This is a genomic window from Arthrobacter sp. 18067 (assembly GCF_902706295.1).
Lineage (GTDB): Bacteria > Actinomycetota > Actinomycetes > Actinomycetales > Micrococcaceae > Arthrobacter.
Window position 1 is genome coordinate 40531 of the sequence record NZ_CACSJJ010000016.1, and the last position, 13526, is coordinate 54056.

At 64.0% G+C, this 13526-nt stretch carries 17 protein-coding genes; 4 read left to right on the plus strand and 13 right to left on the minus strand.

The features are described from left to right. The first annotated feature begins 40 nt into the window (after positions 1–40). Complete coding sequence (locus GVL04_RS15980; protein ID WP_159706352.1) at positions 41–538, plus strand: hypothetical protein; 498 nt, start codon at positions 41–43, stop codon at positions 536–538. A 138-nt stretch (positions 539–676) separates the two neighbouring features. On the opposite strand, the gene GVL04_RS15985 is transcribed toward GVL04_RS15980, so the two are convergent. The 13 genes from GVL04_RS15985 to GVL04_RS16045 form a co-directional block, all read right to left on the minus strand. Continuing rightward, positions 677–1681, minus strand: a complete 1005-nt coding sequence (locus GVL04_RS15985; RefSeq protein WP_159706354.1) for a hydroxyacid dehydrogenase — start codon at positions 1679–1681, stop codon at positions 677–679. Beyond that, positions 1678–2592, minus strand: coding sequence for a carbohydrate ABC transporter permease (locus GVL04_RS15990; RefSeq protein ID WP_159706356.1), 915 nt, complete (start codon positions 2590–2592; stop codon positions 1678–1680). The genes GVL04_RS15985 and GVL04_RS15990 overlap by 4 nt, the downstream gene beginning before the upstream one ends. Beyond that, a complete protein-coding gene (locus GVL04_RS15995) occupies positions 2589–3545 on the minus strand; it encodes a carbohydrate ABC transporter permease (protein ID WP_159706357.1) in 957 nt (318 codons plus the stop codon). Before GVL04_RS15995 ends, GVL04_RS15990 begins: the two co-directional genes overlap by 4 nt. Positions 3546–3605: 60 nt before the next feature. Continuing rightward, positions 3606–4919 carry a sugar ABC transporter substrate-binding protein gene (locus tag GVL04_RS16000; RefSeq protein ID WP_159706359.1) on the minus strand — a complete coding sequence of 438 codons (1314 nt, stop codon included), beginning with the start codon at positions 4917–4919 and terminating at the stop codon, positions 3606–3608. Positions 4920–5120: 201 nt separating this feature from the next. After that, on the minus strand, positions 5121–6221 hold the full coding sequence (locus GVL04_RS16005) for a substrate-binding domain-containing protein (RefSeq protein WP_159706361.1): 1101 nt from the start codon (positions 6219–6221) through the stop codon (positions 5121–5123). Between the two features lie 84 nt (positions 6222–6305). Next, positions 6306–6689 carry a hypothetical protein gene (locus GVL04_RS16010; protein WP_235036324.1) on the minus strand — a complete coding sequence of 128 codons (384 nt, stop codon included), beginning with the start codon at positions 6687–6689 and terminating at the stop codon, positions 6306–6308. Further along, positions 6686–7279 (minus strand): Asp23/Gls24 family envelope stress response protein, encoded by a 594-nt coding sequence (locus tag GVL04_RS16015; RefSeq protein WP_159706363.1) that lies wholly within the window; start codon positions 7277–7279, stop codon positions 6686–6688. The genes GVL04_RS16010 and GVL04_RS16015 overlap by 4 nt, the downstream gene beginning before the upstream one ends. Beyond that, positions 7276–7860 carry an RNA polymerase sigma factor gene (locus GVL04_RS16020; RefSeq protein ID WP_159706365.1) on the minus strand — a complete coding sequence of 195 codons (585 nt, stop codon included), beginning with the start codon at positions 7858–7860 and terminating at the stop codon, positions 7276–7278. The genes GVL04_RS16015 and GVL04_RS16020 overlap by 4 nt, the downstream gene beginning before the upstream one ends. 75 nt (positions 7861–7935) lie before the next feature. Continuing rightward, positions 7936–8541, minus strand: coding sequence for a hypothetical protein (locus tag GVL04_RS16025; protein ID WP_159706367.1), 606 nt, complete (start codon positions 8539–8541; stop codon positions 7936–7938). Continuing rightward, on the minus strand, positions 8538–9119 hold the full coding sequence (locus GVL04_RS16030) for a hypothetical protein (RefSeq protein ID WP_159706368.1): 582 nt from the start codon (positions 9117–9119) through the stop codon (positions 8538–8540). The genes GVL04_RS16025 and GVL04_RS16030 overlap by 4 nt, the downstream gene beginning before the upstream one ends. Next, a complete protein-coding gene (locus GVL04_RS16035; RefSeq protein WP_159706370.1) occupies positions 9116–9508 on the minus strand; it encodes a hypothetical protein in 393 nt (130 codons plus the stop codon). The genes GVL04_RS16030 and GVL04_RS16035 overlap by 4 nt, the downstream gene beginning before the upstream one ends. Further along, positions 9505–9696, minus strand: a complete 192-nt coding sequence (locus tag GVL04_RS16040; protein ID WP_159706372.1) for a DUF2273 domain-containing protein — start codon at positions 9694–9696, stop codon at positions 9505–9507. Before GVL04_RS16040 ends, GVL04_RS16035 begins: the two co-directional genes overlap by 4 nt. Further along, complete coding sequence (locus GVL04_RS16045; protein ID WP_159706373.1) at positions 9693–10187, minus strand: Asp23/Gls24 family envelope stress response protein; 495 nt, start codon at positions 10185–10187, stop codon at positions 9693–9695. Before GVL04_RS16045 ends, GVL04_RS16040 begins: the two co-directional genes overlap by 4 nt. A 196-nt stretch (positions 10188–10383) precedes the next feature. Here GVL04_RS16045 and GVL04_RS16050 point away from each other — a divergent pair, with 196 nt between their 5' ends. The 3 genes from GVL04_RS16050 (at position 10384) to GVL04_RS16060 (ending at position 13524) form a co-directional block, all read left to right on the plus strand. Next, entirely contained in the window at positions 10384–12285 is a 1902-nt protein-coding gene (locus GVL04_RS16050) for a DUF2264 domain-containing protein (RefSeq protein ID WP_159706375.1), read from the plus strand. 121 nt (positions 12286–12406) lie between these two features. Continuing rightward, positions 12407–12601: a hypothetical protein gene (locus GVL04_RS16055; protein ID WP_159706377.1), complete on the plus strand. Its 195-nt coding sequence runs from the start codon at positions 12407–12409 to the stop codon at positions 12599–12601. 119 nt (positions 12602–12720) lie between these two features. Next, complete coding sequence (locus tag GVL04_RS16060) at positions 12721–13524, plus strand: DUF1206 domain-containing protein (protein WP_235036325.1); 804 nt, start codon at positions 12721–12723, stop codon at positions 13522–13524. Positions 13525–13526: the final 2 nt, after the last annotated feature.

Sequence of the window (13526 nt, forward strand, 5' to 3'; positions counted from 1 at the left end):
CTCCCTATCCACTGGAAGGGAGGTATGGAATTATCGGCGAATGGACCAATATCTGTGGGTGTTGAAGCAAGATCAACTTGATTTGATTCGCGAATTGGAGCCGGCCAGGCTTGAACTGCTCGACGAAGAAGGCCTGCTCAGTTTGCATAAACGGGTACGGCGGGCCCGCAACAAATACACCACCAACTATCGACGCAAAGCGGCAGACGAAGTCCTGGAGGCCGGTGGACGCGGAGCCGCAGCGAACAAGTCAGACAAAGCCCGTGCCCGGGCCTTTGTGTTCGAAGAAGCACTCTCGATCATCAGCACGGAACTTGCCCGGGTGGCCCACGAGGCCGCCGAGGAACTGAAGGATGAGCGCCTGGAACGTGCCAGCGCAGGCAAGTCTTCCGGGCCGGACAGCTCAGGAACAGGTACCAAAGCCGGCACTGGTTCGGGGCCGGCCAGGTCGCACCAGAAAACCACGGGCGGAGTGAAGCGGGACGCGTCCAGCCGCTCGCAGGGTGCCCAACGCCAAGCCAAGAAGGACGCGCGCTAAGCCGCACCAAATAAAACGAAACAAGCGCACGACGGCGGGAGGTCGCCGTCGTGCGCTTTGCGCCAGGAGGTGCGCTTTGCGTCAGGACGCGCGCCTTGCGTCAGGACGCGCGCTTGGGTCAGGACGCTGCCGGGTCACCTAGGCCGTAAACGCCAGGTCCTCCAGCTTCACTCGGAACCGCAACTGTTCGCCGCGGGACAGACGCAGTGCCTCGTCCACGGCGCTCGCCGCCATACGCTCGAGCTCGTTGCCCAGGGACCCCGCCACGTGCGGGGTGAGCAGCACGTTGGGGTGCGTGTAGAACCGGGAATCCGAGGGGAGCACCCATGGCGTTGTCACGTCCAGGATCGCGTACAGATCGCCGCGCTCCACCCGTGCAAGCAGCGCATCCTGATCCACCAGCTCACCGCGTGCCGTGTTGATGAACGTGGTACCGGGCCGCATCCGTTCGATCAGTCCGGCGTCCACGAGGTTCCGGGTGGACGGCAAAGACGGTGCGTGGAGGCTGACCACGTCGCTGCTCGCCACGAGTTCATCCAGCGTGGCCAGCCCGACGCCCAGAACGCCGGCTTCCTCGGGGGAAAGGTAGGGGTCGGCAACCACGACATCCAGTTCATACGGGGCAAGAAGCCGGATGACGTGCCGGCCGATCTTTGACGCGCCGATGATGCCCACACGCTTGCGGTAGTTGCCCATGTCCGGAAAGAGCTGCTCGGCCAGGACGTCGGTCCGGGTGGTGTGCAGCGCGCGGGCGATCTGGAGGACCCGCTTGTTGGCAAGGATGATCATGGCCACGGTGTATTCGGCCACCGGGATGGCGTTGGCATCGGCCGCGGAGCTGATCTGGATGCCGCGTTCCCAGCAGGCCTCGCCGATATGGTGTTTCACGCTCCCGGCGGCGTGCAGGACGTAGCGCAGGCGGGGTGCTGCATCGAGGACGGCGTCGTCGATCATCGGGCAGCCCCAGCCGGTGAGGAGGATGTCTGCCTCTGCCAGCATGGAGCGGCCCTCCGCTGAGGTGAAGTCCTGGATGGGTTCCCGGCTCAAGAGCGTCAGTGCGGGCTCCAACGGGTCCAGGCTCCGTGGCGGAAACACCGCCCTCGCCGTATGGGACGGCATGGCCAAGGCAACATTCAAACTCATTTGACGCTCCCTGCTGTTAGTCCGGACTTCCAGAACCGCTGCAGCATGATGAACGCCAGCAGCAGCGGGATGATCGAGAGCAATGAGCCGGTGATGACCATGGGCGTGAATTCGGGTTGGGGGATGGAGTAGCCCTGCCAGATGGAGATGCCGACGCTGACGGGCAGGAGTTGCTGGTCCTGGAGCATCACCAAGGGGAGCATGAAGTTGTTCCACACGCCCACGAACTGGAACAGGGCGATGGTGATGTAGCCGGGCATCATCATGGGCAGGCCCAGGGAGAAGAAGGACCGGATGGGTCCGGCGCCATCAACGCGGGCAGCCTCAAGGGTTTCGGCCGGAACGTAAGCCGCGGAGTAGACGCGGGCCAGGTACACACCGAACGGATTGCACAGCACCGGGATGAGGATGGCCCAGATGGTGTTGGTGATACCGAAGACCGAGGCCAACAGGTACATGGGCAGCACGGTGGCCGTGTTGGGAATCAGGACGCCCACCAGGACTATTCCGAAGAAAGAATCCTTGCCACGGAACTGGAACTTATCGAATGCGTAGCCGGCCATGACTGAGATGAGACCGCCAAGGATCGCTCCGAATGCTGCATAGAACATGGAGTTGGCCATCCAGCGGAGGAACATTCCGCCATCCTGGTTCAGGACCGCCATGATGTTCTCAAAGAACGCAGGCTCTCCCAAGGCGTAGGCGGCTGTGCCGTAGAGATCCGCTGTGTTCTTGGTGGAGGCGAAGAACAGCCACACCACGGGAAGGACCATGTAGGCGCAGCCCAGGATCAGCAAGGCGTTTACGGTGAAAGTGCTTCCCAAGCCGCCGGCACGGGCAACAGGTCGGCGGCGCTTGGGCTTCGGTGCCGGTGCTGAGGTGCGGGTGCGGGACATCGTAGAGGTGCTCATGCTTTGTTCCTTGAGCTGAAGCGGGTAACGGCCCAGGACAGTACGGCGGCCATGAGCGCGATGATGATGGAGGCGGCTGCGGCCTGGTTGAGGTTATGCCGGTTGAAAGCGGCGTCGTAGGCCCACATGTTCGGAACCCAGGTGCTGGTGACTGACGCCGTGGCCTTGGAGATGATGGACGGCTCGGTGAACAGCTGGAGAGTGCCAATCACCGTGAAGAGCATGATCACGCTCAACGCAGGCAGGATCAGGGGCAACTTGATGCTGATGGCTGCACGGATTTCGCCGGCGCCGTCCACGCGGGCCGCTTCCAGGATCTCCCTCGGAACCGCTTGCAGCGCGGTGAAGAGCACAATCACGTTGTAGCCCGTCCACTCCCAGACCGCGATGTTCACGATGGACGGCAGGATCATCTGGTTGTCCAGGAAGTTCAGGGAGATTCCGCCGGTTTCCAAAGCGGAGACGATGGGGCTGACACCGGGCGTGTAGAGGTAAGCCCAGATCAATGCGGCAATGACTCCGGGCACTGCGTGGGGGAGGAAGACCAGAAGTTGGAAGAGCTTCCGTGCCCGGGCGACTGCTGCATCCATCAGGAGGGCAAACGCCAGGGCACCTCCCACCATGCAGGGGATGTAGAGCAGGCAGTACAGCGCCAGGCGTCCAATGCCGCCTACGAAGCTCTCGGACTGCAGGACCTGCAAATAGTTTTCCAAGCCCACAAACGACGTCTTGGCCTCGCCAAAGCCCAATCCGGACTTTTGCTGTGCGAAGAAGCTGAGCACGATCGCGTAGATGACCGGCGCAACCATTGCGAGGGCGAAAATCGTGAAGAAGGGAGTCAGGAACAGTGCGGCGGTGCGGCCCCCGGTTCCGGACATTGCGCGGGCTTTACGCTGTGTCCGGATCTTGGGTTGGCCGGCGATGGACGGCTTGGTGGGTGCTTGGGTGACCATGATTAATCTCCTCGCTGGCGGGGCGGCTTCGCAGTCACGAAAGCCGCCCCGCCGTGCGGGCTACTCCTTGACGGAGAGGCCGTTCTGCTTGAGTCCGGCCACCGTGGCGCCCTGTGCCGTGTCAACGGCTTCCAGGACCTTGCCGCCGCTGGTCAGTTTTCCGTAGGCGTCCTTGAGGGCGGTGTTGGTGATGTCCCAGTTGGGACCCCACTGCCAGCCCGGAGTGATGGAGGCGTAGGCCTTGTCGAAGACCGAGTAGATGTCGTTGCCGAAGTAGCTGGCGTCGAACGCCTTCTGCGCTACCGGGGTCAGGCCCGGGAAGGCGAGGAAGGCAGAGCCCGTGTTGCCGCGGGCGGTGATCGCGTCTTTGCTGGTGGCCAGGAACTCGATGAACTTGGCCGCAGCTGCCGGGTTCTTGCTGCTCTTGGTGATGTTGAAGCTGGAACCGCCGTAGAAAGCGTCTGCCGGTGTTCCCCAGTTGGGTACCTCGGCTGCGATCCACTGGCCCTTTTGGCCGCTGGCTTCCGTACGCTTCTGGATGCCGGTTGCGCTCCAGTTGGCACCAAGGACACCCACGACGGCGCCGCTCGCCAGGTCTGCGGACCATTCGTCGCTGAAGGACTGCTGGACCTTGACGATCTTCTGGTCGATCAGCTTCTGCCAGTAGGTGGCGACCTTCTTGGTGGCTTCGTCGTTGACACCGACTTTCCAGCTGTCACCTTCGGTGCCGAACCACTTGGCACCGGCCTGCCAGGACAGGGCTGCAGTCAGTGCGGCTTCGTTCGGGTTGAAGCTGGCGAGGTGCGCTTCCGGCGCTACGGCCTTGAGCTTCTTGCCGGCCTCTTCGAATTCCTGCCAGGTCTTGGGTGTGGAGACACCGGCCTTGTCCAGCATGTCCTTGCGGTACCACATGATCATCGGCGCGGCATCGTAGGGGAGGGCGTAGGTCTGATCGCCGAACTGCACCAGGGCCTTGGTCTCGTCCGAGAGCTTGTCCACGGTGTCGGCCTTGTTGATGAATCCGTCCAGCGGCTGCAGTTGACCGTTGCTGACGAACTGGGGCAACTGCGGGTACTCGATGGTGGCGACGTCCGGGCCGTTGCCTGCGGTGATCGCGGTGGACAGCTTGGCGTAACCGCCGGCGCCGCCGTTGGGAATGGTTTCGAAGTTGACCTTGATCTTGCTCTGGCTCGCGTTGAACGCGGCGGCAACCTTGTCCATGCCGGCCATGGATGACCAGAAGGTAATGGTGCCGCTGGGGTCTTCGGTGGCAGTGGGGGTTGGGGTGGCAGCCGGGGTACTGCCACAGCCGGTGATGAGGGCAGTGCTGGCCATGAGGCTGACTGCTCCAAGCAGAAGCTGGCGACGCTTCATTCTGTTCTCCTTTGAAGTTCACGATGCGAAGTCGTGGTGTGCTCTGGGGGCACCTTTGGACTACGCACTATGAAATCCACAAAAATGAACATCATCAATAAAGTGAACAGAAGTAAACAATCCCGAGTCCGTCGAGATGGCATTTGATGCCAATGATGCGGCCCAACATTGGCATCAAATGCCACCTCGGCAGGGGGGGGGCTACACCTGCGTTGAGTCCCTGACCACCAGGGCGGGGGACAGGTTCACGCGTTGAAGCGCCGAACTGCTCCCACGCCTGCCCCCAATCCGGTTCAGGCACATCACCAAGGCCTGGTGGCCGACGTCGTATTTCGGCGGTGCCACGGCGGTGAGCGGAACGGCCCCGAGCGCGGCGATCTCGTCATCGTAGGAGACGATCGCGAAGTCCTCCGGCACTCGGATCTGTCGCTCCAGGCATGCGCTCACGAACTGCAGGGCATCCTCATCGGTGTGGACAACAGCGGCCGTCACGTCCGATGCGGCGCACCAGTCCAGGATCGCATCCACCAGCACCCGGTGGGCCTGGGGATCGTTCTGCGCGCGGGACATGGCACGGACCATCGAGTCATCGCGGTCATGGCCGGCCCGCTGCATGGCGAGGTGGAAACCATCGATGAGTTGCGACGCAGTGGGGCTGTTCTCACGCAGGCAGATGGCGATCTTCCGATGCCCCAGTCCCAACAGGTGGTTAACTGCGATTTCCGAGCCGCGCACATGGTCGCTCCGCACGGATTCGAGCCGGCCGTGGTCCAATGCGTCGTCGATGGACCGCTCCACCACCACCACCGGAACGTCCGCTTCGGCGAGCAGGTCCAGCGTCTCGGTTTTGGCCAATGATTGCTCGCTGGGCGTGATGAGGATCCCGTCCACGCCGTGTTCGTAGAGCCGCCGCAGCTGCCGCCGCTCCTCCGCCGCCGAGTAGTTGGAAACGCCCAGGACCAGCCGCACGCCGGCCTCCTGGGCGGCGGCTTCGGCGCCGCGGATCACGCCCGGAAAATAGTACGACGCCGACGGTACGATCATGCCGATCGTCGCCAACGGACGCCTTCCGCCGGGACGCCACGACGTCGACTGCGGGGCGGCCGGGCCAGCGGGTTTACCGCCGGTGGAAACAGCGCCGCCATGCACACGCTCCAGCAGGCCCTGCTCGGCGAGCACAGCGAGATCACGCCGGACCGTCATCCCCGACGTCCCCAGCTTGGCCGCGAATTCCCCCGCATTGAGGGAGCCATGGAGTGCAAGCTCCCTCAGGATGAGCTGTTGACGATCCTCGGACAGCATGCAGGTCTCCGCCTATCAAGTTCACTTGTGTTCAGTTTGTTCATTATGAACCAGAACAGGGCGCCGGCGCGGATCCACTACGTCTTATGTGCCCACCTTCACCACTGAGACGTCGACGGCGGCAGGCCGGGGAAGGAGGTGCCGGCGCACAGCCTGGGCTACTTCGCGGGCCACTGTGGGAGCTGGACGTGACGTGACCACCGCGATCCGCGTCTTCACTGCCAGCACCCCGGCATCGTCAGTGAGGGTGATCAGTGAAGGGGACTCCCCGGTCAGTGCGGACAACGCGGCACCGGCAATGGACTGCCATAGCGGCTGGGCAGGGTAGACCGCACTGACACCCTCCACCGACTGGACGACACCAAGCAGTTCTTCAGCCAAGGCGGCTGACGTGGCTGCGGCGGTTGAGATGGCTGCGGGGACGGCGGCGGCAGGCTGGGAGTCCCCGGCCTCCAGGGACTCGGTCATGGCTGCTCCTCCTTGCTTGGGGTGGGCGGTTCCAGCACATCGGTGACGGTGATGTTGATGGTTTGAATGGCCAGCTCCGTATGGAAGGCCAGCGTTTCTGCCAGCTCCTGGCGTAGGACTGCAGCGCGCTCTTCCATGGCGTGTCCGTAGACCACGGCTATGTCCACCTCCACGGTGATCCCGGCTCCCGGCGTGGTCACGTCACCGTGCAAGCGGCATTTGCCTGCGGCGGTCCCCGGAAGGGCGTCGGCCACGGAACGGATGAGGGCCGAGATGGAGCCCTCCGTTTCCCAGAGGGTGTCATGGGCGTCTTCGGACTGCAACGGAATGCTGCGTCCCGGCCTCAACTCCAGCCGAAGGTTGTCCAGGATGGACTGCATCCAGTCATCATTGCCGGAGCCGGCAGCCGCAACATCGGACCTGAGCAAGTCGCTGCCCAGTTCGGAAAGGTGCCGCAGCGAGGCCAGCCCGGCCTGGCATTCGGGGCATGAGTCCAAGTGGGCGGGATCGTCAATCTGCCCTGTGTCCAGGTAGGCGCTCAGCTCCGCAAGGCTGTGCCCGCATTCGAGGGTGTCGCCGGTGGTCTTCATCGCCATTCCTCCATGGTGCGCGCAAGCGTGATCCGTGCCCTGGCCAGGCGTCCGCGGACACTGGCCGGGCTGATGTTCAACGTCAGCGCGATTTCCTCGTAGCTTTGGTCATTGAATTCCTTGAGCACCCAACAGCGCCTTTGTTCCTCCGGGAGCTTGGCGAGAGCTGTCTTCAGTGCTTCAATCCGGGAGCTGTTGACGGCGTTGTTTTCCGGGTCCTTGTTCCGGGGCCGGGAACCGGCATCCACTGCGTTTTCCACGTCGTCAAGGTCCACGTGGTTGCGGCGCTTCCGGAGGTGGTCGATGCTGCGGCTGCCTACTATCCGGAGCAGCCAACCCTTCACCGCCGCGGGGTCCCGCAGGCTGTCCAGTTGTTTCCATGCCTGGACGAGTGTCTCCTGGACGACGTCGTCCGCGTCGGTCAGGGAGCCGGTCAACCGCCGGGCTGTGGCCCGCATCAGCGGGCCATGACGTCTGGCGAGTGCCTCGAAGGCGGCGGTGTCACCATCTGCGGCCCTGCCGGCCAGCAGGGCATCGGGCACCAGGTCCAGTTGGTGCTGCGCTGCGGGTGAACCAGTCACTTTTCCTGCCTTTCGCGGTGCATAGTGCTGCAAAGTCGAGCGATGCTGATGAATCGGTCGATGGTGGCGCGTGTGTCATTTGGCGCGCCGTGAATCCGACGTCCGGCTTCGCACGCCGCTGGTGATTCGGACCAGGACCGGTATTGGATGGCCCAGCCAGTCGTCGATTCCCTGGATGAGTTGTTCGGCGGTGTCGGCCAGCTCCCGTGGGGAGGTCCCCTTGCGGGCTTCCATGCGGAGCCGCAGCGCTGTCCCGCTCCGCGATTCCCAGGCCGAAACAGAGGCAGCGACGACACTACGGTTCCCGTTGAGGGCTTCCTGGACGGCTGCTGAGATAAGCCCGACGTCGATCACGGTTCGACCTTGGGCTCCGTCACGTTGTTCTGCCAGGCGGGGTGTTCGGCCGCCGCCCTGGGAGGCAAGCCAGGCGGCGCTGAGCCCAGCACCCAACAGCAGTACGGCAATCCCAGCGGCCAGCCACCAGCTCCGGAGCGGTCCCGGTCCGGATGCACTGCTTGCAAGATTGCGGGCCTGATCAGTCACAGCGGAGCCGACCGCCGCCCACGTATCCGCCGCGCCTGGCAGGGTTCCGGCCGCGATGAGTGCGGCTCCGGAACCCATCAGGGCGATCCCCAACACGGCGAGCAGGATACGGTTCACTGCGCGGTTGGTCCTTCTCATTGACCCACGGCTCCTTCGTTCAGTATCCGGACGTTGGACGTCACTGGCCGATCCAGCGCGTAGGCGGCCAGTTCGCCGTCGAGCGCTGTTTTGATGGACGCAAGGTCCAGTGGAACGCCCGACGTCGGACGCACCTGGACGCGTACGGACCGTCCACCGACGGTGGTGGTCACCTGCCCGGGCGCCAGGTCTGCGGCGAGCCGGGCCTGGCTGGAGATGGCTGCCGCGATGACGTCGTCGTCGACCACCGTGGCGGAACGGTCGCTGGCCAGCGCGCGCCTGGGCCGGCGCCCCCTGCCCACCGCCAGGCCGGTGATCAGCAACCCCAGGGTTCCCACGCCCACCCCGGCTGCGGTCATGCCCGCCGGGATGGTGTTGGCGGGAAGCCCGACGAGCCACTCGCGCAGCTGGGCCGGGCCGGCCAGCAGCGGCTGGTCCTTGAGCAGCCACAGCACGGATTCCAGCGCCAACCAGAGGAACGTGACCAGGAGAATGGAGGCTGCCACCATGGACGGGACGGACCTGGAAGAATGCGTTTCCCTGCGGATCATGCGCCGGATGGTTCGGTCCTGCTTCACTGCACCCTCCTTTCCTGGGGCTGCCTTTCCTTGGATTGCGCCTGTTTTGCTCCACTGAGCCTGATGTCCACACGGCCTAGTTCCATGCCGGTGAGTTCCAAGCTGCGGGCCACGAGCTCTGCCCGCGCGGCCCGTGCTTGTTCGAAAACGGTGACGCCGCCTTTCCTCGGCCCCAAGAGCGGTGGGAGTGCCAACTGGACCGAAACCCTGACTCCCAGCCTGCCGGAGTCGTCTTCCAGTTCAGCCGTCACGTTGCTCCCGCCCACCTGGAAAGCCCGGGCGGTCAGGGTTTCCACGGTTTTCCGGAGCGCCGTGCGGGCTATGCGGGTGTGCCCGGCCCTGTGCCCGGCCCTGTTCCCCGTTGCCGGGCCGGCGGGTGCGTGGCTCATGAGGAGGAGCGCTTGCCCCGCAGGGCATCCAGCACCCCACCCAGGTCAAGCTTTCCCTCGGCGGAGCGGCCCAGCACCGCCCCGATTCCCATGAACAACGCAGTCAGCAGCAGGCCCCAGAATCCAAACGCCAGCACCGCCAGGGCCAGGACCGCACCTATGGTGACGCCAGTGGCTGTGGGGCTCATGCGACCCTCGGCTCGCGTGTGGCATCATCGGCGTCGGAATCCTCCGACGGTACGTGAATGTCCGTGATGGTGATGTTCACTTCGGTAACTTCCATGCCCACCAGGTCTTCGATAGCCGTGTAGACGGCATCGCGGGCGTTGTCCGCGACTTCCTGGAGCGGGTGGGGGTATTCAACAACCAGGGTGACGTCCACGGCCACCTGGGTTTGGCCAACCTCGACGCTGACACCCTGCGTGAGGTCCTTCTGGCCAACCTTTTCGCGGAGGTTGCCGATGGCCCGGGCCGCGCCGCCGCCCAAGGCATGGACGCCGGGGATTTCCTGGATGGCGATGCCGGCGATCTTGGCTACGACGCCGTCGGCCACAGTGGTAGCGCCACGGCCGTCCTTGCCCTTGCCCTGGGCCGCCGTGTCCTGGATTGGATTGTCCTGGACCCGCGCCGGGGTGTTCTTTGCGGGGACGTCTGCGGGGGTGTGGGTCTGGATCGTCATGGCAATTACTCCTGTCCGTTGGTGTGCGGCGTTTTTGCGCCGTCATGAATAGGACGCAACGAAGTGAAGGATCCTCACGGTGAAATATTTGTGAGCTGCATCACTCACTATGCGTTCACTATTGTTCAACTCACCCCGATCCAGCTGCGGACAACCTACTGTAATGAGGCTGGAACTACGCCCCCGCAGGAGACTCATGGCAATCGGCTTCACCATGCCCGCCCCGGATTTTGACCTCAGCCCCATTACGGGCTGGACGAGGGAGCACTGGGTTGCCTTCGCCGATCAGCAGCTCCTGGCGGCGCGACCCTGCTTCTCCGCCCATAAGGCGAGTATCCGGCTGGGCGGCCGCCCGTCGTCGTCGGGAATTTCGTCCGACGGCCTGGAAGGATTCGCCCGAACGTTCCTCATGGCCGCTTTCCGTGTGGCCGGCGACGGCGGCGATGATCCCCACGGCCATTTGGACCTTTACCGCGAGGGCCTGCTTCAGGGGACCCACGTGGACGGTCCTGAAGCGTGGTTGCCGATTACTGATCGCTCGCAACCCATGGTGGAAGCTGCATCCATCGTCCTTGGGCTCCAGATCACCAAGCCCTGGCTGTGGGACACCCTCCGTGGCGACGTACAGGCCCAGGTTGCCGCGTGGCTGCAGGGCTCCTCGCGCAGCACCTGTGTGGACAACAACTGGGTGCTCTTCCAAGTGATGATCGCCGAGTTCCTGGCCGGTGCGGGGTTCGAGCACAACGAAAGCCAGATCGAACACGGCCTGCAGCGCCTGGAGGACTGGTACGCCGGCGGCGGTTGGTACCGGGACGGGGACAATGGCGGTACCGGCGATTTCTTCGACTACTACTGCGGCTGGGCCATGCACCTCTACCCCATCCTTTGGGCCGAATTTGCTGCCGGTCGGCACCCCGACGCCGACCACCGGCTGGAGGTCTACCGGACCCGGCTCTCGGCTTTCCTGGAGGATCACGTCAGGTTCTTCGGTTCCAACGGTGCCCCGATTTTTCAAGGCCGTTCCCTGATCTACCGCTACGCCGCCGTCGCGCCCTTCTTCATGGGTGAGGCGATCTGCGCGACGCCGCTCAATCCCGGCCAGACCCGCAGGATCGCCAGCGGTGCGGCGAAGTACTTCCTCGACGGCGGCGCTTACGACGACGGCCTGCCGTCACTTGGGTGGTTCGGCGCTTTCGAGCCGATGACCCAGGAATACTCGGGCCCCGCCTCGCCGTACTGGACGTCCAAGGCATTCGTAGGATTGCTCCTGCCCGCCGACCACCCCGTGTGGACCGCCGTGGAGGAACCCTCGCCGCTGGAGAGGGAAGACAGCCTGAAGCACGCGGAGGGACCCAACTACCTGCTCCACTCCACTGCCGCTGACGGCGTTGCCCGCCTGCTCAACCACGGCAGCGACAAATACTACGCACCGGGACCGGACGATCCTCTCTACCGCCGCCTCGCTTACTCAAGCCACACGGCACCACTGTTTACCACGCACCCCATTGATAACCACTTCGCCATCCTCAACGACTTCGGCACGCCCAGTCGCCGGGCGAAGATCCACCGGCTCAAGGCCTGGCATCAGCAAGCAGCCAGTTGGCATGCCCCCGTGTGGAACGACACCGACGACCCCGCCGATTCACCCTGGCGGGTAGCAACGGGAACCGCCGCGGCAGGCGGGTACGAACTTCGGGTCCACGCAGTGGTGGCCCAGGTTGGCTCCGGCCTGGCCGTCCGCGATGGCGGCTACGCACTGGCCGGCAGCCGCCCGGTGGAGAGCCGGAATGACGTGCTCAGCGACGGCCGGCTTCACACCGCCATATGGCCTCTTTACGGCTACACGGGCGGCGGCACTTTCCGGGCCGAAGGCGCGTCGCCATTGGGCGAGCTGGCCGCATGCGGCTATCTGGAAGGCAAACTGTCCGGCGAACGCAGCTGCTTCGCTTCACTGGTGTACCTCGGTGGTGAGCCTCCCGCTTGGGTTCCTCCCGTCGTCGGGCCTCCAGTTTTTGACGTGCTCGACGACGACCGTCGCATCAGCGCGCGCCTTACTCTGGGTTCGGGGCAGGTCTTGGAGGTGTTGTTCGCCTTCTGAATTTGACGGTTTGAATCTTGAGCGAATCTTGAGATGACCCGGCGTCCTTCTTGAGCAGTCCATCCGATGGTTGAAACATCAGCCAATCTGCTGATGGGAGCTTCCAGGAAGGACCACCGAAATGACTGACCAGATCTCCACCAAGTCCGCTAACGCCGGCACAGCCCGCGATTCCCTGTCGGGCACTGCCGAGGCCGTCCGCCATGCTGGGGAGGTCCTCGGTCAGAACCGTGCCGTGGTGGCTGTCCGTGAGCAGTTCAACCCGCTTGGCGTGGGGCTTCGGAGCATCTGGCCGCAATCGGTCGTCGGATTCTAGGACCCAATAAACTTTGAACCGGGCGGGCACCTTTTCATTCGGAAAGGTGCCCGCCCGGGGTCGTTTAAGGGACGATGGAGTCCAGTGCGGAAATAAGGAGGCTTGTCATCAAGGAAGAGATGAGGAAGGCCGCTGATGTGGCCGAGGAAGCCGCGAATTCGCGTACCTTTGCCGCTGTCGCCCGGGCCGGCTACGTGGTGAGCGGACTGCTGCACCTGCTGATCGGTGTTATCGCCCTGCAACTCGCAGTGGGCCGCGGCGGTGAGGCCGATGTCAGCGGAGCCGTGACGGAACTGGCCCGCCAACCGGCTGGTCCGTTCCTGCTCTGGGCCTGCTTTGCAGCGTGCGCGGCGTTGGCATTGTGGCAACTTGGTAACGCGTTCCTTGGCTACCGGGGCGGTTCGGGCAACAAGCTCACCAAGAGACTCTCCGCCGTAGGGCAGGCGATCGTCTTCGCCGGCCTTGCCGCTACCATCGTCTCGTTCGTCGCAGGCAGGGGCCAGAACAGCAGGGAGTCCACCAGCGACTTCACCGTCACGCTCATGAAGGCACCGTTCGGGATGTTCCTGTTGATCGCCATCGGGGCTGGGATCGCGATCACCGGCATTGTGTTCGCAGTGAGGGGCTTTCGGCAGAAATTCACCAAGGACCTCTCGCTGTCCTCCCACCAGTCCGTGCGCAAATTCCAACTCGGTGTTGGCATGGTGGGTTACATTGCCAAGGGGATCGCCCTCTTCCTGGTGGGCCTGCTGGTGATTATCGCTACGGTCCGTGCCGAGCCTGAGCAGTCAACCGGGCTCGATGGCAGTTTGAAAGCCCTGCGGGAACAGCCGTATGGGGTGTACTTGTTGGCGGCCGTCGCGCTGGGGCTCATCGCCTACGGCCTGTTCCTGATGGTCAAAGCACGGACGCTCCGGACCTAGCC

What these genes read in the sequence shown, in the direction of transcription:
- GVL04_RS15980 (WP_159706352.1), top strand. Translation starts at nt 41, where the DNA reads ATGGACCAATATCTGTGGGTGTTGAAGCAAGATCAACTTGATTTGATT.
- GVL04_RS15985 (WP_159706354.1), bottom strand. Translation starts at nt 1,681, where the DNA reads ATGAGTTTGAATGTTGCCTTGGCCATGCCGTCCCATACGGCGAGGGCG.
- GVL04_RS15990 (WP_159706356.1), bottom strand. Translation starts at nt 2,592, where the DNA reads ATGAGCACCTCTACGATGTCCCGCACCCGCACCTCAGCACCGGCACCG.
- GVL04_RS15995 (WP_159706357.1), bottom strand. Translation starts at nt 3,545, where the DNA reads ATGGTCACCCAAGCACCCACCAAGCCGTCCATCGCCGGCCAACCCAAG.
- GVL04_RS16000 (WP_159706359.1), bottom strand. Translation starts at nt 4,919, where the DNA reads ATGAAGCGTCGCCAGCTTCTGCTTGGAGCAGTCAGCCTCATGGCCAGC.
- GVL04_RS16005 (WP_159706361.1), bottom strand. Translation starts at nt 6,221, where the DNA reads ATGCTGTCCGAGGATCGTCAACAGCTCATCCTGAGGGAGCTTGCACTC.
- GVL04_RS16010 (WP_235036324.1), bottom strand. Translation starts at nt 6,689, where the DNA reads ATGACCGAGTCCCTGGAGGCCGGGGACTCCCAGCCTGCCGCCGCCGTC.
- GVL04_RS16015 (WP_159706363.1), bottom strand. Translation starts at nt 7,279, where the DNA reads ATGAAGACCACCGGCGACACCCTCGAATGCGGGCACAGCCTTGCGGAG.
- GVL04_RS16025 (WP_159706367.1), bottom strand. Translation starts at nt 8,541, where the DNA reads ATGAGAAGGACCAACCGCGCAGTGAACCGTATCCTGCTCGCCGTGTTG.
- GVL04_RS16035 (WP_159706370.1), bottom strand. Translation starts at nt 9,508, where the DNA reads ATGAGCCACGCACCCGCCGGCCCGGCAACGGGGAACAGGGCCGGGCAC.
- GVL04_RS16040 (WP_159706372.1), bottom strand. Translation starts at nt 9,696, where the DNA reads ATGAGCCCCACAGCCACTGGCGTCACCATAGGTGCGGTCCTGGCCCTG.
- GVL04_RS16045 (WP_159706373.1), bottom strand. Translation starts at nt 10,187, where the DNA reads ATGACGATCCAGACCCACACCCCCGCAGACGTCCCCGCAAAGAACACC.
- GVL04_RS16050 (WP_159706375.1), top strand. Translation starts at nt 10,384, where the DNA reads ATGGCAATCGGCTTCACCATGCCCGCCCCGGATTTTGACCTCAGCCCC.
- GVL04_RS16055 (WP_159706377.1), top strand. Translation starts at nt 12,407, where the DNA reads ATGACTGACCAGATCTCCACCAAGTCCGCTAACGCCGGCACAGCCCGC.
- GVL04_RS16060 (WP_235036325.1), top strand. Translation starts at nt 12,721, where the DNA reads ATGAGGAAGGCCGCTGATGTGGCCGAGGAAGCCGCGAATTCGCGTACC.